The following is a 26,118-nucleotide window of genomic DNA, read 5'->3' on the forward strand; positions in this document are numbered from 1 at the left end:
GCCGACGGCGACCCACGGCGCGAACTCCGCACCGAGCCCCCGAACTTGGCTAACCTCGCGCACCCCAGGCAGCCGACCATAGCCGTAACCGTTAGTTTTTAACAACCGTTAGCGTTTTGGCTTCCGCAGCCCGCCACGCGAGCCGGCACCCCGCGCCCGGGGCGACAAAAGCGGTGGCGTCCGGCGCCTCCCGCAGGTAGGGAGGGGCGCATGATCGAACGCCAGGCCCTCGCCACGAAGCCCACCCTCACCGGGGAGCGGCTGCGACTGGTCCCCCTCACCGCGTCCCACGCCGACGCGATGTACGCCTCGACCACCGACCCCGAAACGCGGCGACTGACCGGCACGCACCGCACGTTCACCCCCGCCCAGATCACCGCCTGGTGCGCGAGCCGCGCGGAGCAGACGGACCGGCTCGACCTGGCCGTCGAGGACCTGGCCAGCGGCGCGTTCCTCGGCGAACTGGCGCTGACCGAGGTGGACCCGGACAACGAGTCGGCCGCGCTCCGCATCTCGCTGGTCCCCCGGGCACGCGGCCGGGGCGCCGGCCCCGAGGCCATCCGACTGCTGCTCGACTACGCCTTCGACCAGGTGCGGCTGCACCGGGTGTGGCTCGAGGTGTTCGCGTTCAACGACCGGGCCAGGCGTGCGTACGAACGCTCCGGCTTCCAAGTGGAGGGCCGGCTGCGCCACGCGTTCCTCTGGGCGGGCGAGCGGCACGACACGCTGGTGATGGCCGCGCTGAACAAGCCCCCGGCCGGCCACGGGTAGCCCCCCTCGGCGCCGCGAGCGCCGCCCCGGCGGGAGGCCGGCCGCCCCGGCGGCACAGGCCGGGGGCGACCGGGCCGGATGCGGCCTGACCGGGGGCGGACTGGCTCGGTGGGGGCGGGCTGCTCCCGTATGGGGGTGTATATCCTGTTCGACGTTCGACGGTTCCGTCGGCTGTACGAGTCACGTGTACGAGTCACGTGTACGAGTCATGCGTGTGAGTCGGGTGCGCGAGTCAGGTGTGCGAGCAGGAGGTGAGGTCCGCCGTGAGTGGTGAACCCCCCAGTCGCACGCCGCGCGGCAGCGCCGCACGCCGCCCGCGGTCCGGAGCGTGACCCGGCCCGTGGCCCGCGGCGGCGCTCGCGCGTGCGTCCTCAAGTCCCCGAGCCCGCGACCGTAAGGACCGACCATGGCCGAGCGCCGTAGCCGTACGCCCCTGTCCGCGATGAACGCCCGCCGCAACGCGCGCAAGGACACCCCGGAAGCCGCCCCGAACACCGCGCGCGCCACCGACGCCGCCCCGCAGGGCCCGGCGCGCCGCCACTCCTGGCTCCGCCCGACCGCCCGCCCCACGCCCGACGCGCCACGCCCGCCACGGGGCGACACGGAGGATGCCGAGCCCGCCGAGACGCGCAGCCTCATCGACGCCGCGGTCTACCGCGACGGCGTGCGGGTCGCCTCGCCGGACAGCCTCGCCGACACCTTCCACGAGCTGCGCGAGCGGCAGGACGGCATGGCGTGGATCGGCCTCTACCGGCCGAGCGAGGGGGAACTCGTCTCCCTCGCCGCGGAGTTCGACCTGCACAAACTGGCGATCGAGGACGCCCTCGAAGCCCACCAGCGCCCCAAGCTGGAACGGTACGGCGAGACGCTGTTCGTCGTCCTGCGCGCGGCCCGCTACCTGGACGCCCCGGAGGAGGTCGAGTTCGGCGAACTGCACCTGTTCGTCGGCCCGGACTTCGTCATCACCGTCCGCCACGGCGCCGCCCCCGACCTGCCCGCGGTACGCGCCCGCATGGAGGCCGCGCCCGACCTGCTGGCCCTCGGCCCCGAGGCCGTGCTGTACGCGATCCTGGACGCCGTGGTGGACGGCTACGCGCCGGTGGTGGAGGGCGTGCAGATCGACCTGGACGAGATCGAGACCGAGGTCTTCCGCGGCGACCCCGCGGTCTCCCGCCGCATCTACGAACTCTCCCGCGAGATGGTGGAGTTCCAGCGAGCGGCCAGCCCGCTGGTGGGCATGTTGCAGGCGCTGATGGCCGGCTTCGACAAGTACCGCACGGACGAGGAACTCCAGCGCTACCTGCGGGACGTCGCCGACCACGTCACGCACACCAGCGAACGCGTGGACGGCTTCCGCTCGGCACTCACCGACATCCTGGCCGTCAACGCGACGCTGGTCACCCAGCAACAGAACGCGGAGATGCGTGCCCTGGCCGAGGCGGGCTTCGAGCAGAACGAGGAGATCAAGAAGATCTCCTCCTGGGCGGCCATCCTGTTCGCCCCCACGCTGGTCGGCACGATCTACGGCATGAACTTCGACCACATGCCGGAGCTGCACTGGGTGGGCGGGTATCCGTTCGCGGTGGTGCTGATGGGTGTGGTGTGCGTGAGCTTGTACGTCGTGTTCAAGCGGCGGGACTGGCTGTGACGGTCCCGGCCCGTGGGGGCACCCTCTCGTCCTGAGGCGGGCCTCATGCCACCGGAGGGCCCGCGCGCCGGGGGCGCTGGTCGAGGTGGACGGGCGGCGGTGGCCGCCGGTGCCGAGCCCCGGGGCGGGCGAAGGCGCGCCGGGGGCCTGGCGGTACCGCGCGGACGCGCCCGAGACGGGTTCGGCGGGAGACGACCCGACCCTCCGCGCCCGCACGTCGGCGCGGCGGCACGGCACCACCGCGTCCGCACGCGTGGCGTCCCAGCCATGCGCCGTGACGGAAAGCGCCTGGCCTCGTACCGTCCGTCCCCGCCGGACCCTCGGGCGCGTGCGGCGCTCTGCGCCCGCCGACCACGCCCGACATAAGTGGCTATGCCACGTATACCGCGGAACCGATAACAGTCCGGCATCGCCTCTTGGGGTTTCTCCTGACCACATATGGTGATGTGATCTACATCACTCGTGTATTTCTGACGGCCGTGGTAGAACAACGCAACTCCGCAGGTAACTGGGCTTCCAGCCACTCTGCGGAGGGTCGCCATCCCCTGAACGAGACCGCCGGCACGATCACGCTCCGAAACGGAACGGTCTCGTCGGTTTCTTCGCCGGACAACGGTGTTCGCTCCTCAACCCGCTCGCCTCGGCGAGACGCCCTTGCCAGCCGTCCCCCCGCGTCATCGAGGTAGTCACGTGTCACTCGACTCCGTCACCCAGTCCGTGGACGATGCCGTCAGCGGTTTCTTCGAGCCCATAGCCGAGTGGCTGGGGGAGGTGGTCTTCTACACCGTCCCCGTCGGCGACACCGACCTGCCTCTCATCGTCGCCTGGCTCGTCGTCGCCGGTTTGATATTCACCGGCTGGTTCGGACTCGTCCAAGTACGCAAGTTCAAGCTCGCCGTCGACATCGTGCGGGGCAAGTACGACGAGGAGGGGTCGGCCGGCGAGGTCAACCACTTCCAGGCGCTGACCGCCGCGGTGTCCGGCACGGTCGGCCTCGGCAACATCGCGGGCGTGGCCGTCGCCGTCTCCATCGGCGGCCCCGGTGCCACCTTCTGGATGATCCTGTGCGGCCTGCTCGGCATGGCCACCAAGTTCGTCGAGGTCACCCTCGGCGTGAAGTACCGCGAGGTGCACGCCGACGGCACCGTCTCCGGCGGCCCGATGCACTACCTCCCCAAGGGGCTCGCCGAGCGCTTCGGCAAGAACGGCAAGACGCTCGGCAAGGTCCTCGCGGTCCTCGCCTCCTTCATGATCCTGTTCTTCGGCCTCTTCGGCGGGAACCTCTTCCAGGTCAACCAGTCGTACGCGCAGTTGGTCTCGGTCGCCGGCGGCGAGGACGGCGCGCTCGGCTCCTCCGGCGGCGCACTGTTCTTCGGCGTCCTGGTCGCCACGCTCGTCGGCATCGTGCTCCTCGGCGGCATCCGCTCCATCGCCAACGTCACCAGCAGACTCGTGCCGGCGATGGCGGGCGTCTACATCGTCGCGTGCCTGGTCGTGATCCTGGTCAACGTCACCGCCGTCCCGGACGCCGTCGTCACCATCTTCGAGGGCGCGTTCGCCCCCGAAGGCGTGGCCGGCGGTGTGCTCGGCGCGCTGATCATCGGCTTCAAGCGGGCCGCCTTCTCCAACGAGGCCGGCCTCGGCTCCGCCCCGATCGCCCACTCCGCGGTCAAGACCAAGCACCCCGCGAGCGAGGGCCTGGTCGCGCTGCTGGAGCCCTTCATCGACACCGTCGTCGTCTGCACGATGACCGCCCTGACCATCGTCATCGCCAACCCCGACAGTTGGGGCGAGGCCCGCGCGGGCGAGGAGATCGGCGGCGTCACGATCACCTCCGACGCCTTCGAGACGGTCCTGCCCTGGTTCCCGCACGTCCTCACCGTCGCGGTGTTGCTGTTCGCCTTGTCCACGGTGCTGACCTGGGGTTACTACGGCCTCAAGGCGTGGACGCACCTCTTCGGCCGCAGCCGGACCAGCGAGGTGACCTACAAGGTCATCTACGCCGTCTTCACCGTCGCGGGCTCACTGCTGACGCTGCAGACCCTGATCGACCTGGCCGACGCGATCCTGTTCTCGCTCGCGGTCATCAACATCATCGGCCTCTACCTCCTCGCCCCCACCGTCAAGCGCGAACTCAACAGCTTCCTGGAGTACGTCCGCGTCCGGAAGGCGGGCCAGGCCACCGAGGCCGGGGGTGACGAGAGCCAGGAGTCGGCGAAGACCACCGTCTGACCGCTTCACGCGGACCGGCTCCTGAACGGGCCCGTACTCACCTCGCGCCTTGGTGAGTACGGGCCCGTTCGCCACCCACCCACGGTCGGCCGGGACCCAGCCCGAGGCGACGGTGTTCACCGTGACGCCGTAGGGGCCCAGGGCGCGGGCCCAGCACTCGGTCAGGCTGTGCTGGGCCGCCTTCGCGGCGAGGTAGGGAACACCTCGCGGGGCGTCCGAGCCGATCCGGATGACACGGCCGCCCCCACGCTCCCGCACGGCCGGCAGCACCGCCCGCGTCAGCAGGGTGGGGCTCGTGACGAGGCAGGCGACCGCTGCCACTCGTGCCCTTCTCCTCCGCCGAGTCCGTCGAGTTGCTCGCCCGGGTGGTCGGCGACGAGCGGGTGACGCGCGAGGCGTCGGCCGCCGGACAGATCGCCGCGTTGTACGGCCACCCCTGCGCGCCGCGTCGTGCTCGCCCCGGTGGCCAGGATGGGGCGTTGGCCCCGTACCGGGGTGGAGGGCCTTTTCGGTCGCAATGGCCGCAACGGGCTCGGCGACCGTCATGGGCGTCATGCGGTGCCGCGTGCTGCTCGCCCCGCGGGGCCCGCCGCCGACGGGAAGGAGAGCCCGCAGGTGTGAAAACCCCCGGGTGCGTCTACTCGTAGAGGCATGGACGACAAGAATCCCGATCCGGACCCGCGGACGACGCCGGGTCTCGAACCCGGTGGGTCGGTGCCCCCCGGCGAGACGCCGCCCGCCGAGGGCAGCACGCCCGACGCCGGGCCCGAGGAGACGCACAACCCGACGACCGGATGGGCGAAGGCCCCGGTGTTCCTCATCGGGGTGCTGGTGTTGGTCGCGCTGGTGTACTTCGTCGCCCGCATCTGGCTCCAGTGACACCGCCGCGCGGGCCCCGCGACCGCCCGTGTCGCTCCCGGCCCACGGGCGGTCGCCGCCCGCTCCGTGCCCGTGCCGGTGCGCGGGCCCGGCCCGCGCCCGGCGCCCCGCGCCGGCCCCGAACCGAGTCCGTCGATCCCCGAGGACCGCGCATGAGCGAGCACCGGATCACCGTCGTGGTGATCACCCACAACCGTCGCGCCGAACTCCTGCACACCCTGGAGCGGCTCACCGCGCTGCCGGAGCGGCCACCGGTGATCGTGGTCGACAACGCCTCGACGGACGGCACGGCCGCCGCCGTGCGGGCCCACCGGCCGTCGGTGCGGCTGGTGGAGCCCGGTCGGAACCTGGGGGCGGTCGGCCGGAACCTGGCCGCGCGCCTGGTCGACACGGACTACATCGCCTTCTGCGACGACGACTCGTGGTGGGAGCCGGGCTCCCTGACCGCCGCGGCCGACCTGCTCGACGCCCACCCACGGCTGGCCTCCGTCACCGCGCGCATCCTCGTCCACCCGCCGCTGACCGACGGGGGCGAGCCGGCGGGGGAACCGTTCGAGGACCCCATCGTCGCCGAGCTGCGCGACTCGCCGCTGGAGGGCCCGGACTGGCTGCCCGGCCCGGCGCTGGGGTCGTTCCTGGCCGCCGCCACCGTCCTGCGCGCCGACGCCTTCCGCGCGGCGGGCGGCTTCTCGCCGCGGCTGTGGCTCGGCGGCGAGGAGGAGTTGCTCGCCGCCGACCTCGCCGCCCGTGGCTGGTGGCTCGCCTACGCGCGGGAGCTGACGATCCACCACCGGCCGTCCGCGAGCCGCGACGCGCGGCTGCGCCGCCGCCACGGGATCAGGAACACCCTGTGGTTCGCCTGGCTGCGCCGCTCGGCGCCGGCCGCGCTGCGCCGTACCGCCCACCTCGCGGCGACGGTGCCGCGCGACGCGACCTCCGTGCGCGCCGTGGGCGAGGCGCTGGCCGGGCTGCCCTGGGTGGTCCGCGAGCGCCGGCCGCTGCCGGCGGCGGTGGAGCGCCGCCTGGCCCTCCTGGAGGCGCCGCAGAACGCGTCGTCGGCCCGCCGCTACGTCGGCTGACCGGCGGGTCCCCGCAGCGCACCGACGACGGCCGGTGCCGGCCCCAAGGAGTTGATCCGTGCCCCGCACCCTGCTGACCGGCTGGTTCAGCTTTCTGCACGGCGAGGTCACCGCGGGTGACCTGCTCGTCGCCGACGTGGTGCGCGACGCGCTGCGCGGGGCGTCCATCCCGTACGACACCGCCTGGTCCCCCACCTTCCGGCCGGCGGGGCTGCACCTGGAAAACGTGGATCCGGCCGCGTACACGCACCTGGTCTTCGCGTGCGGGCCGCTGCACTCGCGGCGGCCCGCGGTCGACGGCGTCCCGGCGCCACTGCTCGAACTGCACCGTCGCTTCGCCGACTGCCGGCGCATCGCCGTCGGCGTCTCCGTGGTGGACCCGGCCGACCCGGCGGTCACCGGGTTCGACGTGGTGCTGGCGCGCGATGAGGCGGCGGCGGCGACGGGCGCGCCGGACCTGAGCCGGCACGCGCCGCCGCCACGGGCGGTGCCGGTGGTCGGCGTGGTGGTGACCGAGGGCCAGCACGAGTACGGCGCGCGCCGGCGCCACGGCGAGGTGGCGCGGGCCATCGAGGCGTGGGCCGGCGGGCTCGACGCCGCCCGGCTGCCGCTCGACACCCGGCTCGACGCCCAGGACTGGCGGCTGCCGGCCAGCCCGGACCAGGTGCACGCGGTCTTCGCCCGGTTGGACGCCGTGGTGACCACCCGGCTGCACGGGCTGGTGCTGGGGCTGCGGGCCGGGACGCCGGTGCTGGCCGTCGATCCGGTGGCGGGGGGCGCGAAGGTCAGCGCCCAGGCCGCCGCGCTCGGCTGGCCGATGGTGCTGCCGGCCGAGCGGGCGACGGCGGCCGAACTCGACCAGGCGCTGGACTGGTGCCTGAGTCCGGCCGGGCGCGCCCGGGCCCGCGAGCTCGCCGACTCCGCCGGCGCACCCACGGGCCCGGGCCTCCTCGCCGACCTGCTGCGCCACCTCGCTCCCGGTGCGGGGTGACGGGTGGCCGGGCGCGGCGGCCAGGCGTGGCGGGCGGGGTCTCCCGCCCGCGACGGCGCGGGCCCGCCACGGCGGCTCGGATCCGCCACGGCTCGGGCCCAGCGTCGCTACGCGGGCCCGGGGCCCGCGCGGTCCGCGCTCAGGCGGCCTGGCCCAGGGCGGCCTGGGTGCTGACGGACGGGCGCGGCGCGAGCCGGCCGACCTCCCAGGTCGTCAGCAGGCGGGAGCGGAGCAGGGTGCCCGCGCCCACGGCGCCGGCGACGAGCAGTCCGCCGACGATCAGGGCGCCCCGGGCCCCGGCGAACTCCATCAGCAGGCCGAGCAGCGGCGGGCCGACCAGGCCCCAGCCGGTGCTGGCGCTGCGCCACACGCCGAGTACCCGGCCCCGCATGTACGACGGCGGGTCGGTCTGCAGGACGGTGGTCCCCGCCGTGTCGGAGACGGACTCCACCATGGCCATCGGCAGCACCAGCAGGAGCAGCAGGAACAGCGAGGGGGAGAACCCGGCGGCGATCTGGAGCAGCGCGCCGGCGGCCGTCAGGGTGCCGACCAGCCGTACGGAGGGGTTCCGCATGCGGCCGGCGAGCACGGCGCCGGCGATGCCGCCCGCGGCCAGCACCGTGGAGACCGTGCCGAAGTCGGCGGCGCTGCCGTGCAGCGCGCCGGTGACCAGCACCGCGAGCGTCAGCCCGTAGTTGCGGCCGAAGATCGCGCCGAGGCCGGTGATGACGGCCAGCGCCACCAGGCGCGGCCTGCGGAGGAAGAAGGCCAGCCCCTCGCGGGCGGTCATCCGCGCGGCGGCGCTCTCCCTGGCGGCCTGGTCGGCGGACGCCGTCCGGGTGGTGGCGGTGTCCGGCTCGGCGGGCTCGGGCGGCGCGAAGCGCAGGAAGGGGATGACGGCGGCGACGAAGAGGAACGACAGCCCGTTGGTGACGTAGGCCGCGGCGGTGCCGAACACCCCGATGGCCACGCCGGCCGCCGCCGTGCCGGCGAGGCGGCCGACGCTGTGCACGACCGAACCGAGGGCGATGGCGGACGGCACGTCCTCGCGCGGGACGAGGTCGTTGCCGAGCAGGGCGGTCGCCGGGCCGTCGATCGTGGCGACGAGGCCGGTGACGACCGCGAGCGCCATCAGCAGCCCCAGGTTGAGCTGGTCGAAGGCGACCAGTACGGCGGTGGTGAAGGCCACGGCGCCCAGCACGGCCTGGCTGACGGCGGCGGTCAGCTTCCGGGGCCAGCGGTCGACGGCCGCGCCGCCGAACACGCCGAGCAGCAGCCCGGGCCCGGCCTGCGCGGAGAGCGAGAGACCGGTCGCCGCGGCGGAACCGGTGACCTGGAGCACGAGCAGGTTCTGCACGGTGAGCTGCATCCAGGTGCCCGCGTTGGACACCAGGTTCGCCAGCGACCACCAACGCATGCTCGGGTAGCGCAGGCAGCGCCAGGGCGAGCGCTCACGCGTGGTGCCCTCGTTGGCGCGGCCCGGCGCGCCCCTGCGCCCGAGGCGGGCGCGGGCCCGCTCCGTGCGGGAGGGGGTGTCCGCGAAGGCGGGCGCGGCGTCGGGGTCGGCTACGGCGTGGGCCGTCTCGCGGGGGACGTCAAGGCTCGCGTCGGGCGCCGGGGCGGGCGCGGGCACGCGGGCGAGGGTGGAGACAGAAAGGGGCACTTCGGCACGTTTCGTGAAGAGCCCAGCAGGCTCGGAGAACGGACTCGGGTGAGGGAGGCTGGCCCGCGCCGTGCGGTCGTGGCCACGGTCGGGCCGCCGCTGCGCGTGGGGCGGGATCGATCGATTCACCGCGCCCAGCCAAGGCACCACTGTCACAGACGACGGCGGCCCGCCGCTGTGACCCGGGCCTCTCTCTCGCAGGTGAGAAGGGAAGTTCCCCTGCGTTCCCATGGACTGAACGCCTACGTGCCCTTGGTCACAAGGTCCGTCGGAGCCCTTCCGGCCGCCCGTACGGGGCGCTCCCGACCGGCCGTACGACCCTCGGCACGCGGTTCACGGCACCTGGCGCGGCGCCGTGCGTACGGGCGCGTACGGGCGTACGTACGGACGCCCTGGGGCCGGCGCGCCGCCGCCTACGCACCGCTACCCCCGCGCGACGCTTCGCGACTCACCCGCTTGGCCCGCGTGAACCGTGTGGGGCGGGTACTCCGGCAGACATGAAGGCACTCGTGATCAACTGCACCCTCAAGCCGACCCCCGCCCCCTCCAACACCGAGGCGCTGGCCGCCGTGGTGGTGGCGGAGTGCGCCCGTCGGGGGGTGCCGTCCGATGTCGTACGGGCGGTCGACCTCCAGCTCACCCCCGGCGTCGAGCGGGACATGGGCGGCGACGACCAGTGGCCGACCGTGCACGAGCAGATCCTCGCGTCGGAGATCCTCATCATCGCGTCGCCCACCTGGCTCGGGCGGCCCTCGTCGGTGGCCCAGCGGGTCCTGGAGCGGATGGACTCGATGCTCAGCGAGACCGACGACGCCGGCCGGCCGGTGGCGTTCAACCGGGTCGCGGGCGTCGTGGTGACGGGCAACGAGGACGGCGCGCACCACGTGATCAGTGAGATCAGCGGGGCGCTGGTGGACATCGGGTTCACGGTGCCCGGCCAGTCGTGGACGTACTGGCACCTGGGGCCCGGGCCCGGGCCCGACTTCCTGGACGACGAGCGTGGGCACGACTGGGCGCGGTCGACCGGCAAGGCCATGGCCGCGAACCTGATCGGAGTAGCGGAGGCGCTCAGCGTCCGGCCGCTCGGCCCGCCGCCTTCCTGAGCGCCGGCCGACCGCCGCCCCGGCTCCGCGCGCCGCCGACACGGCCCGCCGCGCGCCGTCCGGTCGGGGCGGAACGCTCCGGCAGTGTCGCGGGACACAGACACTCATGTCAGTCTGAAAGCTGTTTAAGCCCATTTGTTGGGGTATTTCGTTTCGACGAAGACACCGGCAGCACGCACGAGCACCACGCCCGGGCCGGCCGTCACCCCCGCGACCGGCCAACCCGCCCGGCACCGAAGGAGGGCACATGAACACCTCTGCCGCACCTCGCTGGCGCCACGCCGTCGTCACCGGAGGCGCCGGCTTCGTCGGCTCTCACCTGTGCGCCGCGCTCCTCGACCAGGGGACGGACGTCACCTGCATCGACGACCTCAGCACCGGGGCGCAGCAGAACATAGCGCCCTTCCTCGGCAGCCAGCGGTTCAGCTTCCAACGCGCCAACGCCTGCCGGCCGTTGGAGGTCGACCGTCCGGTGGACCTCGTCCTGCACTTCGCCTCCCCCGCCTCCCCCGCTGACTACCTGCGGCTGCCCGTGCACACGCTGGAGACCGGCAGCCTGGGCACGCGCAACGCGCTCGCCCTGGCCCGCGACCACCAGGCGCGCTTCGTGCTGGCCTCCACCTCGGAGGTCTACGGGGACCCGCAGCGCCACCCGCAGAGCGAGGACTACTGGGGCAACGTCAACCCGGTGGGCCCGCGCAGCGTGTACGACGAGGCCAAGCGCTTCGGTGAGGCGCTGACCACCGCGGAGGCGGGGGCGAACGGCGTCGACACCGGCATCGTGCGGCTGTTCAACACCTACGGCCCGCGCATGCGCGGGTACGACGGCCGCGCCGTGCCCACCTTCATCCGGCAGGCGCTGGCCGGCGAGCCGCTCACGGTCACCGGGGACGGCCGGCAGACGCGTTCGCTGTGCTACGTGGACGACACCGTGCGCGGCATCCTCGCCGCCGCCGCGTCCGACCTGCGCGGCCCGGTCAACCTCGGCAACCCGGTCGAGATCACCATGCTCGAACTCGCCCACCTCGTCGTGGAGTTGACCGGATCCCGGTCCACCGTCCGGTTCATCGAACGGCCCACCGACGACCCGGCGGTGCGCTGCCCGGACATCACGTTGGCCCGCGGCAAGCTCCAGTGGGAGCCGCGCGTCACCGCGCACGAGGGTTTGCGCCGCACCATCGGCTGGTTCCGTCAGCGACTCGCCGCCTGACCCGCCCGCCGGCCGCCGCCCCGGCCGTTGCCCCCGCCGACCCGACGACACCGTCGCATTCGCCGAAAGGCCCCCGGTCCTATGCGCGTTCTGGGAATCAACGCCCTCTTCCACGACCCCGCAGCAGCCCTCGTCATCGACGGTCACACCGTCGCCGCGGCCGAGGAGGAACGCTTCTCGCGCCGCAAGCACGGCAAGCGCCCCGTGCCGTTCGCGGCCTGGGAGATGCCCGAGCACGCCGCGCGGTGGTGCCTGGCCCAGGCCGGGCTGCGGCCCCAGGACCTGGACGCGGTCGCGTACTCCTTCGACCCCACCCTGGCCCGCCCCGCCGACACCATGGGCCTCGACGACCCGTGGGACCACCTGCGGCTCGCCTACGCGCGGGAGGCGCCCGGCTTCCTGCACACCGTGCTGCCCGGGCTCGACCCGGACATCGTGCGCTTCGTCCCGCACCACATGGCGCACGCCGCCTCCAGCGCCTTCGGCGCCCCGGGCGCCGACTCCTCCTCCGTGCTCGTGCTCGACGGCCGTGGCGAGCGCACCTCGCACCTGGCGGCCCGCCGCGTCGGCGCGCACCTGGAACCGCTGTACGGGCAGGAGTTGCCGCACTCGCTGGGCCTGGTCTACGAGGAACTGACCGAGCACCTGGGGTTCCTACGCTCGTCGGACGAGTTCAAGGTGATGGCGCTCGCCTCGCACGGCCGCCCGCGCATGCTCGGCGAGCTGCGCCGGTACGTGCACGCCACCGGGGACGGCGGGTTCCGCGCGGCGGGCGTGCCCTGGCCCGAGCTGTGCCCGCCGCGCCGGCCGGACGAGGCGTGGACCCAGGACCACGCCGACGTGGCCGCCAGCGCCCAGGCGTGCCTGGAGGAGACGCTGCTCGACCTCGCGCGCTGGCTGCACGGGCACACCCACGACGAGGTGTTGACGCTGGCCGGCGGCGTGGCCCTGAACTGCGTCGCCAACTCCCGGATCGCCCGCGAGGGCCCGTTCGGCGCGGTGTGGGTGCAGCCGGCCGCCGGCGACGCGGGCACCGCGCTGGGCGGCGCGCTGCTGCTCAGCGCCGAACGGGGCACCGCGCCGGACCCGATGCCCGGCGCCGCGCTGGGCCGCGGCTGGTCGGACGCCGAACTGGAGGCCCGGCTCAAGACGGCGGCCGTGCCCTACGAACGCCCCGACGACGTCGCGGAGACGGTCGCCGAGGCGTTGGCCGACAACGCCATCGTGGCCTGGTTCCAGGGGCGTTCCGAGTACGGGCCGCGGGCGCTCGGACACCGCTCGCTGCTGGCCCACCCGGGACACGCCGGGAACCTGGAGCGGCTCAACGACGTGAAGGGGCGCGAGCAGTTCAGGCCGGTGGCGCCGATGGTGCTCGCCGAGCGGGCGCCCGACCTCTTCGACGGGCCGCTGCCCAGCCCGTACATGCTCTTCGTGCACGACGTGGCGCCGGAGTGGCGCGAGCGGATCCCGGCCGTGGTGCACGTGGACGGCACCGCCCGCATCCAGACCGTCGACGCGACCACCGAGCCGCTGGTGGCCCGGATGCTGGCCGCCTTCGAACGGCGAACGGACCTGCCCGTGGTCGTCAACACCAGCCTCAACACGGCCGGCCGGCCCATGGTCGACGACCCGCGCGACGCGCTGGAGTGCTTCGGCTCCGCGCCCGTCGACCTGCTGGCCATCGGGCCGTTCGTGGTGCGCCGCGCGGACTTCTTCGCCACGCGCCGCGACGAGGCGGCGGCCTCGGCCGGGCAGAGCTCGTACCGCCAGGGCTCCTACGAGCCGACCGCCGGCGCCGACGACGCCGCGGCGCTGGCCGACGACGCCGCGCCGCCCGACTGGGCCGCCCACGGGCCCGCCCGCTATCCCACCCCCGACCACCAGGGAGGCAGCCGATGAGCGGCGCCGACGCGACGCCGCCGTACGCGGTCGTCATCCCGACGCTGGGCCGGCCCAGCCTGAGCGCCTGCCTGCGGGCGCTGGCCGACGCGGGCGAACCCGGGCCGAGCCGGATCGTGCTGGTCGACGACCGGCCGCCGGAGCTGTGCACGGCGCTGCCGGTCGCGGTGCCCGACGTGCTGCGCGACCGGGTCGAGATCGCGTTCGGCTGCGCGGGCGGGCCCGCCGCGGCGCGCAACATCGGCTGGCGCGCCGCCCGCGAGCCGTGGGTGGTCTTCCTCGACGACGACGTCATCCCCTCCCCCGGCTGGGCCACCGCGCTCGCCGCCGACCTGGCCGCCGCGACGCCCGACACGGCCGCCGTCACCGCCCGGATCGCCGTGCCGCTGCCCGCCGACCGCCGGCCGACGGACTGGGAACGCGGCACCGCGGGCCTGGCCACGGCGCGTTGGATCACCGCCGACATGGCCTGCCGCACCGCCGCGCTGAAGGCCGTGGACGGCTTCGACGAGCGGTTCCGGCGCGCCTTCCGCGAGGACGCCGACCTGGCGCTGCGGATGGTCTCGGCCGGCTGGCGGATCGCGACCGGCCGTCGGACGACCACCCATCCGGTGCGGCCCGCCGACCGCCTGGTGTCGCTGCGCGCGCAGGCCGGCAACGCCGACGACGTGCTCATGACGCGGCTGCACGGCCGCTCCTGGTGGCGGCGGGCCGACGCGCCGCGCGGCAGGCGCCCCGCGCACCTGGCGGTGACCGGCGCCGCGCTGGCCTCGGCGGCCTGCGCGCTGGCCGGCCGCCGTCGGGCCGCCGCCGGGTGGGGCGCGCTGTGGGGCCTTGGCACCGCCGAGTTCGCCTGGGCCCGCATCGCGCCCGGGCCGCGCACCGGGGACGAGGTCGCCACGATGGCGCTGACCAGCCTGCTGATCCCGCCGCTGGCCAGCTACCACTGGCTGCGCGGCCTCGTGCGCCACCGCGCGGCGCGCCCACTGCCGCCCGGGAGCCCGCCCACCGCCGCGCGCCAGCCGGCCCGGCCGCGCGCCGAGCGGGTGTAGCCGATGGGCATCCACACCAGCGACTCCCACCCGCCGCTCGTCCCCTCGCCCGCCGAGGGCGCCCCCGGAGGCGCCCCCGACGGGCCGTGGGTCACCCCGCGCGCCGGCGTGCCGCCCACCCGCGTACCGCGCGACGCGGACGACGCCGGGCTCCCACAGGCGGTGCTCTTCGACCGGGACGGGACGCTGGTCGTCGACGTGCCGTACAACGGCGACCCGGAGCGGGTGCGCCCGCTGCCGACGGCCGGGGCCGCGGTGGAGGCCGTGCGCGCGCTGGGCATCCCGGTGGGGGTGGTCAGCAACCAGTCGGGCGTCGCGCGGGGGCTGCTGACGCGCGAGCAGGTGAGCGCCGTACACCGGCGGGTGGAGCGGCTGCTCGGCCCGTTCGACGTGTGGGCGGTGTGCCCGCACGGGCCCGACGACGGCTGCGGCTGCCGCAAGCCCGCCCCCGGCCTGGTGTTCGCCGCCTGCGAGCGGCTGGGCGCCGACCCCGCCCGCTGCGCGATCATCGGCGACATCGGCGCCGACATGGCGGCGGCCCGCGCCGCGGGCGCGCGCGGCGTGCTGGTGCCCACCCCGGTCACCCTGCCCGCCGAGACGGCGGCGGCCGACGAGCGGGCGAGCGACCTGCTGGCGGCCGTGCGGCTGCTGACCGCCCCGGCGCGACCGGCGGGAGGCGCCGCATGAGCGATCTGCCCCGCACTCTCGTCGTCCGCCTGGACAGCGCCGGCGACGTGCTGTTGGCCGGGCCCGCCGTGCGGGCCGCCGCGGCCGGCTCCTCGTACACCGCGCTGCTGTGCGGTCCGCTCGGCGAGCGGGCCGCGCGCCTGCTTCCCGGCGTGGACGAGGTGCTGGTGCACGAGGCGCCGTGGGTGGGCCTCGACCCCGCGCCGGTGTCCGCGCGGCAGACCGCCGCGCTGGTGGACGCGGTGGCCGCGGGCCGCTTCGACCGGGCGCTGGTCCTCGTCTCGTTCCACCAGAGCCCGCTGCCGGCCGCGCTGTTGCTCAAGCTGGCCGGGGTGGACTGGATCGCGGCGGACAGCGTGGACTACCCCGGCTCGCTGCTCGACCTGCGCCACCAGCGGGCGCCGCACCGGCACGAGGCCGAGGCCGGGCTCGACCTGGCCCGGGCGGCGGGGTTCGCGCTGCCGCCCGGCGACGACGGCCGGCTGCGCGTGCTGACGCCGCCCTCGACGACGGAGCTGACCGGCACCGAGCCGTACGTCGTCTTCCACCCCGGCGCCGCCGTGCCCGCCCGCGCGCTCTCCCCCGAACGGGCGGCCCGGGTCGCCGCCGCGCTGGCCGCTGCCGGGCACCGCCTGGTGGTCACCGGCGGCCCCGGTGAGCGGGCGCTGACCGCCCGGGTCGCCGGGGACCACTCGCTGGACCTCGGCGGCGCGACGGACCTGCGCCAACTGGCCGGCGTGCTGGCCGGGGCGCGGGCCGCCGTCGTCGGCAACACCGGGCCCGCGCACCTGGCCGCCGCCGTCGGCACGCCCGTCGGTTGCCTGTTCGCGCCGGTGGTGCCGGCCCGGCTGTGGCGGCCGTACGGGGTGCCGCACGTGCTGCTGGGGCAGCAGGACGCGCCGTGCGCCGACACCCGGGCGCGCCGCTGCCCGGTGCCCGGCCACCCGTGCCTGAACGGGGTGCCCGACGCCGCCGTGGTCTCCGCCGTCGACGCGCTGGTCAGCGGCGGGGCGCCGGCGGACCGACTCGCCACCGAACCCGACCGAGGGGCGACCGTATGAACATCCTGCTGTGGCACGTGCACGGCTCGTGGACCACCGCCTTCGTGCAGGGCCCGCACACGTACCTGGTCCCCGTGACCGAGGACCGCGGGCCCGACGGGCTGGGGCGGGCGCGCACCTTCCGCTGGCCGGAGTCGGTGCGCGAGCGCACCCCGGCGCAACTGCGGGACGACCCCGTCGACCTGGTGGTCCTCCAGCGTCCGCACGAGGAGGCGCTGGCCGAGCGGTGGCTCGGCGGGCGCCGGCCCGGCCGCGACATCCCGGCCGTCTACCTGGAGCACAACGCGCCGCACGGCACCGTGCCGGACACCCGGCACCCGTGCGCCGACCGGGACGACCTGACGCTGGTGCACGTCACCCACTTCAACCGGCTGTTCTGGGACAACGGGGCGACGCCCACCACCGTCATCGAGCACGGGATCGTCGACCCCGGCCACCGCTACAGCGGCCACGTCGAACGGGCCGCCGTCGTCGTCAACGAGCCCGTCCGACGCGGTCGCACCACCGGCACCGACCTGCTTCCCGCCCTGTCCCGGGCCGCCCCGCTGAGCGTGTTCGGGATGGGCACCGAGGGGCTCGCCGACCACCTCGGGCTGCCCGCCGACCGCTGCCGCGCGGCCGACCTCCCGCAGGAGTCGTTGCACGACGCGATGGCCGCCTGCCGCCTGTACCTGCACCCGGTGCGCTGGACCTCGCTCGGCCTGTCCCTCCTGGAGGCCATGCACCTGGGCATGCCGGTGGTGGCGCTGGCCACCACCGAGGCGGTGCGGGCGGTGCCGCCGGGCGCCGGGACGCTGTCCACCCGGCCCGAGGAACTGGCCGAAGCGGCCCGCGGCTACCTCGCCGACCCGGCCGCCGCGGCCGAGGACGGCGCGCGCGCCCGACAGGCCGCGCTCGCCCGGTACGGACTCAAGCGCTTCCTCTACGACTGGGAGCAACTGATAGCGGAGGTGGTGGCCCGATGAACGCCGTCGAGCAAGCCCGTGGACTGTCCATCGCACTCGTCTCCGAGCACGCGAGCCCGCTCGCGGTCCTGGGCGGCGTGGACGCGGGCGGGCAGAACGTCCACGTTGCCCAGTTGGCCGGGGCGCTCGCCCACCGGGGCCACCGGGTGACCGTCTACACCCGCAAGGACGCGGTCGACCTGCCCAGCCGCGTGCTCCTGCGGCCCGGCGTGGAGGTACGGCACGTGCCGGCCGGGCCGGACCGGCAGCTCCCGAAGGACGAACTCCTTCCGTACATGGACGAGTTCGGCCGCTTCCTGGCCCGCGACTGGCAGCGGCAGCCCCCGGACGTGGTGCACTCCCACTTCTGGATGTCGGGCCTCGCCGCCCTGGCCGCCTGCCGCGATCTTGACCTGCCGCTGGCCCACACGTACCACGCGCTGGGCACCGTCAAGCGCCGCCATCAGCGCGAGTGCGACACCAGCCCGGCCGAGCGCGTCGCCTGTGAGACGGAGCTGGGCGAGGGCTGCGACCGGGTCATCGCCACCTGTCGGGACGAGGTCGCCGAACTGGTGGCGATGGGCGTGCCCGCGCACCGGGTGACGGTGGTGCCCTGCGGCGTCGACCCGGACCGCTTCACCCCGTGGGGCCCGGTCGCCGAACGCGGCGGCCACCGGCACCTGCTGGTCCAGATCGGCCGCCTGGTGCCGCGCAAGGGCGCCGCCGTCTCCATCGCGGCCCTGGCGCACGTGCCCGACGCCGAGTTGGTCATCGCCGGCGGGCCGCCGCCCGAGCGGGTGGAGCGGGAACCGGAGGTGCGCCGGCTGCGGGCGCTGGCCCGCGCGGCCGGCGTCGCCGACCGGGTGCGCTTCGTCGGGGGCCTGCCGCGCGCGGAGGTGCCGGCGCTGCTGCGGGCGGCCGACGTGGTGCTGTGCCCTGCCTCGTACGAGCCGTTCGGCATCGTGCCGTTGGAGGCGATGGGGTGCGGCACGCCCGTGGTCGCCAGCGCCGTCGGCGGGCAACTGGACACCGTGACCGACCCGAGCACCGGCCGCCTGGTGCCACCGGGCGACCCGGTCGCGCTGGGGCAGGCCGTCGCCGAGTTGCTGCGCAGCCCGTCCCTGCGGGCCGCCTGCGGGGCGGCCGGGCGGCGGCGCGTGCTGACCCGGTACGGCTGGGGCCAGGTGGCCGCGGCCACCGAGGCCGTCTACCGCGAGACCCTGGCCCGCCGTCCGGCCGTGCCCAAGGTCGCCTGACCGCCCGCCTGACCGCCCGCCGGATCGCGTGTCCGGCGCCCGACCGAGACCGAGAGCGAAGGGAGGCGCGGGCCCGCCGCGCGCACCGCGCGCGCTCGCCCGATCCCACCATGAGCGATGTCAGCGATGTCAGCGACGTTCACGAGAGCGCACACGCCCACTGCCAGTCCCTCCAGGAGGCGCTGCTCCGCTTCCGCCGCCGCGGCCTGCACGACGTCGCCGACTGGGGCGGCCAACTCGCCGCGCTGCTGCCCGTCGGCGGCCGGCTGCTGGCGGCCGGCAACGGCGGCAGCGCCGCCCAGGCCCAGCACCTGACCGCCGAACTGGTGGGCCGCTACCGCCAGGAGCGCCCCGCCTACTCCGCCATCGCGCTGCACGCCGACACCTCCAGCGTGACCGCCATCGGCAACGACTACGGCTTCGACCAGGTCTTCGCCCGCCAGGTGGCCGCGCACGGCCGGCCGGGCGACGTGTTGCTGCTGCTGTCCACGTCGGGGCGCAGCCAGAACCTGTTGACCGCCGCCGAGACCGGCCGGGCCGCCGGGCTGCGGGTGTGGGCGCTGACCGGGCCCACACCCAACCCGCTGGCCCGGGCCGCGCACGAGGTGGTGGCCGTCGAGGCGGAGAGCACGGCCACCGTCCAGGAGGCCCACCTGGTGGCGGTGCACCTGTTGTGCGAGAGCTTCGACGCCGCCCGGGCCCGGCACCGTACGCCCGGCGCGGCGGGCTCCGCCCTGGAGGCGGCCGGGGCCCGCCGGGAGCGCCCGCTGTGACCCGGCCTGGCGCGGGCCGACTGGCGGGCGGCCCGCGCGGACATCGCCCCACCGCCGGCCGTGGCGGCACGGGCCGCCGGTCGGCCGGCGCCCCCACCGTGCGAAGGAGGTTCCCGTGAGCACCCGAGCGCCGCTCGTCGTCGTCGGTGACGCCCTGCTCGACCAGGACATCGACGGCGACGCCCACCGGCTGGCCCCGGACGCCCCGGCCCCGGTGGTGGACGTCACCGACGACCGCAGCCGCCCCGGCGGCGCCGGCCTGGCCGCCGCGCTGGCCGCCCGCGACGGCCGGGAGGTCACGCTGGTCACCGCGCTCGGCCAGGACCCGGCGAGCCAGGCGGTCCGCGAGGCCCTGGCCGGCCGGGTGCGCCTGGTCGAACTCCCGCTGCACGGCAGCCTGCCCGTCAAGACGCGGGTACGGGCGGCCGGCCGGCCGCTGGTGCGCGTGGACCGGGGCGGGGGCCGCTGCGGCGAGCCGGGCGACGCGGTGCGCTCGGTGCTGGCCAGCGGCCAGCCGCTGCTGGTCGCCGACTACGGACGGGGCGCCGCGGACGCCGTACGGGCCGAGTTGGCGCGGGCCGCCACGCGGGCACCGCTGCTGTGGGACCCACACCCGCGCGGTGGCGCCCCCGTGCCGGGGGCCCGGCTGGCCACGCCCAACGCGGCGGAGGCCCGCGCGCTGTGCCCCCGCGACGACACCTCGGTGCGCGCCGACGCCGCGCGCGGCGCCTGGTTGGCGCACCGCTGGCAGGCGGCGGCCGTGGCCGTCACGCTGGGCGAGCGTGGGGCGCTGCTGGTGGAGGCGAGCAGCGACCGGCCGATGCTGGTGCCCGCGCCCTACCGCGCCCAGGGCGACCCCTGCGGCGCCGGCGACTGCTTCGCCGCGACCACCGCCGGCGCGCTGGCCGACGGCGCGCTGCCGGAGGAGGCCGTGCAGCGCGGGGTCGCGGAGGCGGCGGCCTTCGTCGCCGCCGGCGGGGCGGGCGCGGGCGACCTGTGGGGGGTCTCGCCGACGTCCCGTACCGACGCCCGACGGTCCGTGGACGCCTTCGAGCTGGCCGCGTCGGTGCGCGCGGCCGGCGGGACGGTGGTGGCCACGGGCGGCTGCTTCGACCTGCTGCACGCCGGGCACGTGGGGCTGTTGGAGAGCGCGCGCCGGATAGGGGACTGCCTGATCGTGTGCGTCAACTCCGACGAGTCCATCGCCCGCCTCAAGGGCCCGGGGCGCCCGCTGACCCCCGTCGCCGACCGGGTGCGGGTGCTGTCCGGTCTGGGCAGCGTGGACGCGGTCGCCGTGTTCGGCGAGACCACCCCCGAGCCGTTGCTGCGCAAGCTGCGGCCCGACCTGTGGGTCAAGGGCGGCGACTACTCCGTCGACGCCCTGCCGGAGGCCGCGGCCCTGCGCGAGTGGGGCGGCCAGGCGCTGGTCCTGCCCTACCTCGACGGCCGCTCCACCACCTCGCTCGCCGACCGCGCGGCCCGCTCGGCGGCCCGCGCCGCCGCCGGGGAGCCGCGCCGGTGACCGGGCAGCCGCGCACCGGCGCCACGGCCCCCGCCCAGGGGCTCGAACCGGACGCCGCGCGCGCCACGGCCGACCCCGGGTCCGGCACCGGGTCCGGCCCCGGCCGCGTGTTGGTGCTGCGCGCCCTGGGCCTGGGCGACCTGTTGACCGCGCTGCCCGCGCTGCGGGCGGTGCGCCGGGGGCTGCCGGGCCGGCGCATCGTGCTCGCCGCGCCCGCCCGGCTGGCCGACGCCGCCCGCGCCACCGGCGTCGTCGACGACCTGTTGCCCACCACCGCGCCCGGCCGGGCCGTGCCCCGCCGCCTCGACTGGAGCGGGCCGCCCCCCGAGGTCGCGATCGACCTGCACGGCAACGGCCCGCCCAGCCACCTGCTGCTCGACCGGCTGCGCCCGGGCCGACTGTGGGCGTACGCGCACCCGGACACCCCGCACCTGCCGGGGCCGGTGTGGCGCGCGGACGAGCACGAGCGGGAGCGTTGGTGTCGGCTGCTGAGCTGGTACGGGCTGCCGGCCGACCCGGCGGACCTGCGGCTGCCCGCCCCGGCCAGCCTGTCCCCGGCCGCCGGCGCCATCGTGCTGCACCCCGGCGCGGACGCCGCGGCCAGGTGCTGGCCGCCGGAGCGGTTCGCGGCGGTCGCCGCGGCGCTGCGCGCGACGGGGCACCGCCTGGTGATCACCGCCGGGGCCGGGGAGGGCCCGCTGGCCGCCGAGGTCGCCGAGCGCGCCGGGCTGCCGCCCGACGCCGTGTTCGGCGGCGCCGCGGACGTGCCCTTCGACCGGCTCGCGGCCCTGGTGGCCGGCGCCCGGGCGGTCGTCGTCGGCGACACGGGCCTGGCCCATCTCGCCACCGCCCTCGGCACCCCGTCCGTCGTCCTGTTCGGGCCCGTGTCGCCCGGCCTGTGGGGGCCGCCCCGTACCGCCCGGCACCGCGTCCTGTGGCACCCGTCCCCCGACGGCGCGGCGGCTGACCCGCACCGGCCCGGCGACGCGCACGGCGAGCGGCCGGACGAGCGGCTGCTGCGCATCACCCCGGACGAGGTGCTGGCCTCGGTGCACGCGCTCCTCGCCACGGAGACACGCGGCCCGCTGGTCGCGGAGCCGGCGGTCCCATGAGCGCGCACCCGCCCCGCGTCGGCGTCGTGGTCATCACCCGCGACCGCCGTGAGCGCGTCCTCGACACGCTGCACCGACTGACGCGACTGCCGGAGCGCCCACCGGTGGTCGTGGTGGACAACGGGTCAACCGACGGCACCGCCGAGGCCGTGCGCCGGCGCTTCCCACAGGTGCGCCTCGTCAGCCCGGGGCGCAACCTCGGCGCCGTGGGGCGCACGCACGGCGCGGCCGTGCTGAGCACCCCGTACGTGGCGTTCAGCGACGACGACTCGTGGTGGGAGCCCGGCGCGCTGAGCCGGGCGGCCGACCTGCTGGACGCGCACCCGCGGCTGGCCCTGATCGCCGCCAGCACGCGGGTGGGCGCCGACGGCCTGCCCGACCCGATCAACGACGCGCTGTCCACCTCGCCGCTCGGCCGGGACGCGGACCTGCCGGGCCCCGCCGTGCTGGGCTTCCTGGCCTGCGCGGCCGTGGTGCGCCGCAGCGCGTTCCTCGACGTGGGCGGCTTCCACCCGGTACTGCACTTCGGCGCGGAGGAGGCGCTGCTCGCGCTCGACCTCGACGCGCACCGGTGGGGCCTCGCGCACTGCCCCGACGTCGTCGCCCTGCACCACCCGGACACCGGCCCCCGGCCCGGACGCGAGGCCCGGGTGCGCCGCAACGTGGTGCTCACGGCGTGGATGCGGCGCCCGCTGCGGCACGCCGTCGGTCAGACGGCCCGGCTGCTCGCGGACAGTTTGCGGGACGCCGAGGCCCGCGCGGCGCTGCGGGGCGCCGCCCGACGGCTCCCGGCGGCCCTCGCCCACCGCCGCCGACTGCCGCCCCGGGTCGAGCGCCGGGTACGACTCGTGGAGTCGGCGGCGTGAGCCCACGGCGGGGGTGGGCTGGAAACCGGGCTTGGTGGGCGTGGCGCGGAGACGTACGGGGCCGTGAACGGGGCCGCCCACACGGCAGTTGACTTCGGGCCAGCCGGCATACTCTCCGGGGTGACGACCTATGACGCCATCGGCGCGACCTACCGCCAGACCCGACGCCCTGACCCCCGGATCGCCGCCAAGATCCACGCGGCGCTCGGCGACGCCGCGACAGTGATCAACGTCGGCGCCGGCACCGGCTCCTACGAACCGCCGCACACCGTGCTGGCGGTCGAGCCCAGTCCGGTGATGATCGCCCAGCGTCCGGCCGGGTCCGCGCGGGCCCTGCGCGCGACCGCGGAGTCGATCCCGCTCGCCGACGACAGCGCCGACGCGGTGATGGCCCTCCTGACGGTGCACCACTGGACCGACCTGGAAGCCGGCATCGGGGAACTGCTGCGGATCGCCCGACGGCGCGTCGTCATCCTCACCTGGGACCAGACCGTGCAGCGCGGGTTCTGGCTGCTGGACGAGTACCTGCCGGAGGTGGCCGCGTTCGACGACACCCGGGCCGTCGCGATCGACCGACTGACCGCCCTGCTGCCAGGCGCCCGCACCGAGACGGTCCCCGTTCCGCATGACTGCACCGACGGGTTCGGCGCCGCCTACTGGCGCCGCCCCGAGGCGTACCTCGACCCGGAGGTGCGTGCCGGCATGTCCATGTTCGCCATGACGGACGAGGCGGTGACCCGCCCTGGCCTGGCCCGGCTCTCCGAGGACCTGTCCCACGGCCGGTGGCACGAACGCCACGCCGACCTGCTGGACCGCGCGTCGCTCGACGTCGGCTACCGCCTCGTCATCGCCGACCTGTAGCGGCCGGCAGGCGTCGCGGCACTCCCCCACCATGCCCACCGCCCGCGCCACGCGGGCTCTCCGTGCCACACGTCGCTGAGGCGAGCCGCCCGCGACGGGCCGACGCCCGCCACTGCCGCTCTTCCCCTTCCGCACCCCACCCGGATCTTGCCATTGACTAGATCCCCACGATGACGCAATCTAGTCAATGGCAAGATTTGCCGTGAGTGACCGTGACAGGAAGGGCCGCGCCATGACGCACCGCCTCGACACCGTTCGCCGGATGTGGCAGTTGCTGGAGCCCGTGCACGCCACGCTGTACTACGCGCCGGAGGCGTTCGAGGAGGCCGCCGCGCTCGGGTACGCCACCGACGAGCGCTGGCCCAGCTACTTCGCCTACCGCGCGGCGCCCCTCGGCCCGGTCGGACCCGCGCTGGTGACCTCCCTCTTCTACAGCCTCAGCCCGGACATGGTGGAGCGTCACACCAGCCCGGCCTGGCGGGTCGCCGCGCCCGAGCGGGTGCTCGCGGCGCGCGGCGTCGCGGTGGACCGCGCGCTGCGGAGGCTGCTGGGCGACCACGTCGGGTCGCCGGAGCTGCGCGAGGCCGCCGGGCTGGCCCGGCGCGCCGCCGAGGTGGCGGGCGTCGCGGGCCGGCCCATGGCCGCCGCCAACGCCGCGCTGCCCTGGCCGGAGCAGCCGCACGAGGTGCTCTGGCACGCGGCCACCCTCCTGCGCGAGCACCGCGGCGACGGCCATGTCGCCGCCCTCCAGGCCCACCACATCGGGCCCGTCGAGGCCCTGGTCTCGCACGCGGCGGTCGGCGCCGCGCCGCAGGAACTGTTCCGCAGCCGGCAGTGGTCCGACGCGGACTGGGCCGCCGCCCGCGCGCGGCTGGCCGACCGCGGGCTGGTGCACGCCGACGGCCGGGCCACCGACGAGGGGCGGCGGGTCCGCACCTCGGTCGAGAAGCTCACCGACCAACTCGCCGCCGCCCCCTGGGACGCACTCGCCCCCGACGAGCTGACCCGCCTGGCCGACCTGCTCATGCCGCCGGTCCTCACCCTCGTCGGCTCCGGCCTCCTCCCGGCGCAGAGCACCCTGGGCATCGGCATGACGTACGACTACGCGTGAGCCGGGCGCACCGCGCGCCGGGGACGGGCACCTTCGGGTGTGGCCTCGGCCGTACGCGGCGCGTGGAGGTGGGCCCGGGAGACGGTGGGTGCGCCGCCCGGTGGTGCGAACACGGGTGCGATGATCGTTTGCATGATCTCCGTCGCGGATGTGACCAGACGAACCGGTGCCGGCCCGATGCCGCTGCTCACCGTGGACGAGTTCTTCGACGGCAACACGGACGAGGAGTCCATCGCCCCCAACCAGTGGGGGTACGGGCGCCCGCCACTGGCCGAGTTGGCCGAGCGGCTGCGGGCGATCGAGGCGCGGCCGGAGGTGGCGTGGGTGCGCGTCCAACCACACCCGGAGACCGTGGAGGCGCAGACACTGGCCGGCGAGGCGCTCGCCCTCTGCACCACGGCCGACGAGGCCACCTGCCGGACGTGGGTGCACGGCTTCGAGGCCGACGTCCTGATCGGCCTCGTGGACACCTACCGCGACGTGCCCGCCGTCCCCGAGGGCGCGCTCGTCTGGTCCGTCACCTGGGACTGAGGCCGCTCCGCCGGCGAGCGCGGACACCGACGGGCGGGGCGCGGTCGGAGAGACCGCGCGAGCGGGGCCGGGATGCCACGCCGGCCCCGCTCGCTCCGTAGACCGTGCCCTAACAGGAGGGGCTGTCGACGATTCGGATGTGGGTCACCACGTCCGAGCCGAAATGCCACCACGAGTCGGCCTGGACGCACACCGTGCCAGGCTTGTTCGCGAACTTGACGATCGCGCCGTCGTCGTTGCGGCTGTTGACGGCTTTGACGGAACCGCGGGCTCGGGAGCCCAACTTCTGGAATCCGCTGGTGACGTCCTTGTAGGCGGCCGTCGGACGATGAGCGTCGTAGTCCGCCTGGGTCTTGTAGAAGCAGACGCGCGGGAAGTCGCATCCGCGCATGCTCCGCGCCGAGGCGTCGGGAGCCGTGACCAGGGTGGCGCCGAGGGCGGCTACTGTCGCCGCGCCGACGCTGAGGAATTTCCTTCTCGCGTTCATGCTGATGAATGTAGCGAGGCAACGGCAGGTACCCGGAAGGGGTTTCCGCGCCATGCGAGAATTCAGCTTTCCTCTTTCCTCACGTCTCAGTTCTCGCGCACGGGCAGGTATCACGCTCCACGCCGATTGTTCTCTGAGCGGGCCATCATTGCTGAACAAACGGCGCCTTGCTGTACTTCCGCGCCGTGGCATCAGTCGATCCCCCGTGCGACACGGGCGGCCTCGCGACCGGGCCGACAAAGAGTCAGTCTTCCCTGGTCGCAGCCCTTCCGACGAAGGCTCTGCCGCGCGTGCACGGGGTGGCACCGCGCCCCCTCACCCACCGCGCGCATTCCGTCGAACACGGGGTCGCCCCTCGTATCCGCATGCGCCACCATTCC

Annotated in this window: 23 protein-coding genes and 1 pseudogene; 21 read left to right on the forward strand and 3 right to left on the reverse strand. The window is 75.6% G+C overall.

What is annotated here, in order from left to right:
* Positions 1 to 210 precede the first annotated feature (210 nt).
* The 3 genes from AC3CHW_RS06035 to AC3CHW_RS06045 all read left to right on the forward strand — a co-directional run bounded on the left by AC3CHW_RS06035 (position 211) and on the right by AC3CHW_RS06045 (position 4,651).
* Positions 211 to 771 (forward strand): GNAT family N-acetyltransferase, encoded by a 561-nt coding sequence (locus AC3CHW_RS06035; protein WP_488469798.1) that lies wholly within the window; start codon positions 211 to 213, stop codon positions 769 to 771.
* 406 nt (positions 772 to 1,177) lie between these two features.
* Positions 1,178 to 2,419 (forward strand): magnesium and cobalt transport protein CorA, encoded by a 1,242-nt coding sequence (locus tag AC3CHW_RS06040; RefSeq protein WP_488469799.1) that lies wholly within the window; start codon positions 1,178 to 1,180, stop codon positions 2,417 to 2,419.
* A 690-nt stretch (positions 2,420 to 3,109) separates the two neighbouring features.
* A complete protein-coding gene (locus tag AC3CHW_RS06045) occupies positions 3,110 to 4,651 on the forward strand; it encodes an alanine/glycine:cation symporter family protein (protein WP_488469800.1) in 1,542 nt (513 codons plus the stop codon).
* 96 nt (positions 4,652 to 4,747) lie between these two features.
* On the opposite strand, the pseudogene AC3CHW_RS06050 reads toward AC3CHW_RS06045, so the two are convergent.
* A pseudogene (locus tag AC3CHW_RS06050) lies at positions 4,748 to 5,206 on the reverse strand (SDR family oxidoreductase); the annotation flags it as partial.
* 96 nt (positions 5,207 to 5,302) lie between these two features.
* Between AC3CHW_RS06050 and AC3CHW_RS06055 the strand changes: the two are divergent.
* From AC3CHW_RS06055 to AC3CHW_RS06065, 3 genes are all read left to right on the forward strand, one after another.
* Entirely contained in the window at positions 5,303 to 5,530 is a 228-nt protein-coding gene (locus tag AC3CHW_RS06055; protein WP_176164700.1) for a DUF6480 family protein, read from the forward strand.
* Positions 5,531 to 5,682: 152 nt separating this feature from the next.
* Positions 5,683 to 6,609 (forward strand): glycosyltransferase family 2 protein, encoded by a 927-nt coding sequence (locus AC3CHW_RS06060; protein ID WP_488469801.1) that lies wholly within the window; start codon positions 5,683 to 5,685, stop codon positions 6,607 to 6,609.
* 58 nt (positions 6,610 to 6,667) lie between these two features.
* Positions 6,668 to 7,600, forward strand: coding sequence for a polysaccharide pyruvyl transferase family protein (locus tag AC3CHW_RS06065; RefSeq protein WP_488469802.1), 933 nt, complete (start codon positions 6,668 to 6,670; stop codon positions 7,598 to 7,600).
* Between the two features lie 139 nt (positions 7,601 to 7,739).
* Here the strand turns inward: AC3CHW_RS06065 and AC3CHW_RS06070 are convergent, their stop codons facing one another.
* The gene (locus AC3CHW_RS06070; protein WP_488470980.1) at positions 7,740 to 9,017 is read right to left on the reverse strand and encodes an MFS transporter; all 1,278 of its coding nucleotides are present in this window, start codon (positions 9,015 to 9,017) and stop codon (positions 7,740 to 7,742) included.
* Between the two features lie 743 nt (positions 9,018 to 9,760).
* Here AC3CHW_RS06070 and AC3CHW_RS06075 point away from each other — a divergent pair.
* The 15 genes from AC3CHW_RS06075 to AC3CHW_RS06145 all read left to right on the forward strand — a co-directional run bounded on the left by AC3CHW_RS06075 (position 9,761) and on the right by AC3CHW_RS06145 (position 25,251).
* A complete protein-coding gene (locus tag AC3CHW_RS06075) occupies positions 9,761 to 10,366 on the forward strand; it encodes a flavodoxin family protein (RefSeq protein WP_398608330.1) in 606 nt (201 codons plus the stop codon).
* A 247-nt stretch (positions 10,367 to 10,613) separates the two neighbouring features.
* Positions 10,614 to 11,576 carry an NAD-dependent epimerase/dehydratase family protein gene (locus AC3CHW_RS06080; RefSeq protein WP_488469803.1) on the forward strand — a complete coding sequence of 321 codons (963 nt, stop codon included), beginning with the start codon at positions 10,614 to 10,616 and terminating at the stop codon, positions 11,574 to 11,576.
* 81 nt (positions 11,577 to 11,657) lie between these two features.
* Positions 11,658 to 13,475 carry a carbamoyltransferase family protein gene (locus AC3CHW_RS06085; protein ID WP_488469804.1) on the forward strand — a complete coding sequence of 606 codons (1,818 nt, stop codon included), beginning with the start codon at positions 11,658 to 11,660 and terminating at the stop codon, positions 13,473 to 13,475.
* Entirely contained in the window at positions 13,472 to 14,527 is a 1,056-nt protein-coding gene (locus AC3CHW_RS06090) for a glycosyltransferase family 2 protein (protein WP_488469805.1), read from the forward strand. The genes AC3CHW_RS06085 and AC3CHW_RS06090 overlap by 4 nt, the downstream gene beginning before the upstream one ends.
* Before the next feature lie 3 nt (positions 14,528 to 14,530).
* A complete protein-coding gene (locus AC3CHW_RS06095) occupies positions 14,531 to 15,214 on the forward strand; it encodes a D-glycero-alpha-D-manno-heptose-1,7-bisphosphate 7-phosphatase (protein WP_488469806.1) in 684 nt (227 codons plus the stop codon).
* The gene (locus AC3CHW_RS06100) at positions 15,211 to 16,275 is read left to right on the forward strand and encodes a glycosyltransferase family 9 protein (RefSeq protein WP_488469807.1); all 1,065 of its coding nucleotides are present in this window, start codon (positions 15,211 to 15,213) and stop codon (positions 16,273 to 16,275) included. The genes AC3CHW_RS06095 and AC3CHW_RS06100 overlap by 4 nt, the downstream gene beginning before the upstream one ends.
* Entirely contained in the window at positions 16,272 to 17,240 is a 969-nt protein-coding gene (locus tag AC3CHW_RS06105) for a glycosyltransferase (protein WP_398608324.1), read from the forward strand. The genes AC3CHW_RS06100 and AC3CHW_RS06105 overlap by 4 nt, the downstream gene beginning before the upstream one ends.
* On the forward strand, positions 17,237 to 18,475 hold the full coding sequence (locus tag AC3CHW_RS06110) for a glycosyltransferase (RefSeq protein ID WP_488469808.1): 1,239 nt from the start codon (positions 17,237 to 17,239) through the stop codon (positions 18,473 to 18,475). The genes AC3CHW_RS06105 and AC3CHW_RS06110 overlap by 4 nt, the downstream gene beginning before the upstream one ends.
* 110 nt (positions 18,476 to 18,585) lie before the next feature.
* Positions 18,586 to 19,248: a D-sedoheptulose-7-phosphate isomerase gene (locus AC3CHW_RS06115; protein WP_398608322.1), complete on the forward strand. Its 663-nt coding sequence runs from the start codon at positions 18,586 to 18,588 to the stop codon at positions 19,246 to 19,248.
* Between the two features lie 115 nt (positions 19,249 to 19,363).
* Complete coding sequence (locus AC3CHW_RS06120) at positions 19,364 to 20,770, forward strand: PfkB family carbohydrate kinase (RefSeq protein WP_398608321.1); 1,407 nt, start codon at positions 19,364 to 19,366, stop codon at positions 20,768 to 20,770.
* On the forward strand, positions 20,767 to 21,882 hold the full coding sequence (locus AC3CHW_RS06125) for a glycosyltransferase family 9 protein (protein WP_488469809.1): 1,116 nt from the start codon (positions 20,767 to 20,769) through the stop codon (positions 21,880 to 21,882). Before AC3CHW_RS06120 ends, AC3CHW_RS06125 begins: the two co-directional genes overlap by 4 nt.
* Complete coding sequence (locus AC3CHW_RS06130) at positions 21,879 to 22,748, forward strand: glycosyltransferase family 2 protein (RefSeq protein WP_488469810.1); 870 nt, start codon at positions 21,879 to 21,881, stop codon at positions 22,746 to 22,748. Before AC3CHW_RS06125 ends, AC3CHW_RS06130 begins: the two co-directional genes overlap by 4 nt.
* 120 nt (positions 22,749 to 22,868) lie before the next feature.
* A complete protein-coding gene (locus AC3CHW_RS06135; protein ID WP_488469811.1) occupies positions 22,869 to 23,609 on the forward strand; it encodes a class I SAM-dependent methyltransferase in 741 nt (246 codons plus the stop codon).
* Positions 23,610 to 23,841: 232 nt separating this feature from the next.
* Positions 23,842 to 24,720 (forward strand): SCO6745 family protein, encoded by an 879-nt coding sequence (locus AC3CHW_RS06140; protein WP_488469812.1) that lies wholly within the window; start codon positions 23,842 to 23,844, stop codon positions 24,718 to 24,720.
* A 132-nt stretch (positions 24,721 to 24,852) separates the two neighbouring features.
* On the forward strand, positions 24,853 to 25,251 hold the full coding sequence (locus tag AC3CHW_RS06145; RefSeq protein WP_398608316.1) for a hypothetical protein: 399 nt from the start codon (positions 24,853 to 24,855) through the stop codon (positions 25,249 to 25,251).
* Between the two features lie 109 nt (positions 25,252 to 25,360).
* Here AC3CHW_RS06145 and AC3CHW_RS06150 read toward each other — a convergent pair whose 3' ends face one another.
* On the reverse strand, positions 25,361 to 25,738 hold the full coding sequence (locus AC3CHW_RS06150; RefSeq protein ID WP_381162814.1) for a hypothetical protein: 378 nt from the start codon (positions 25,736 to 25,738) through the stop codon (positions 25,361 to 25,363).
* Positions 25,739 to 26,118 lie beyond the last annotated feature (380 nt).

It is taken from the genome of Streptomyces sp. MGP-BFMKR1, assembly GCF_057766585.1.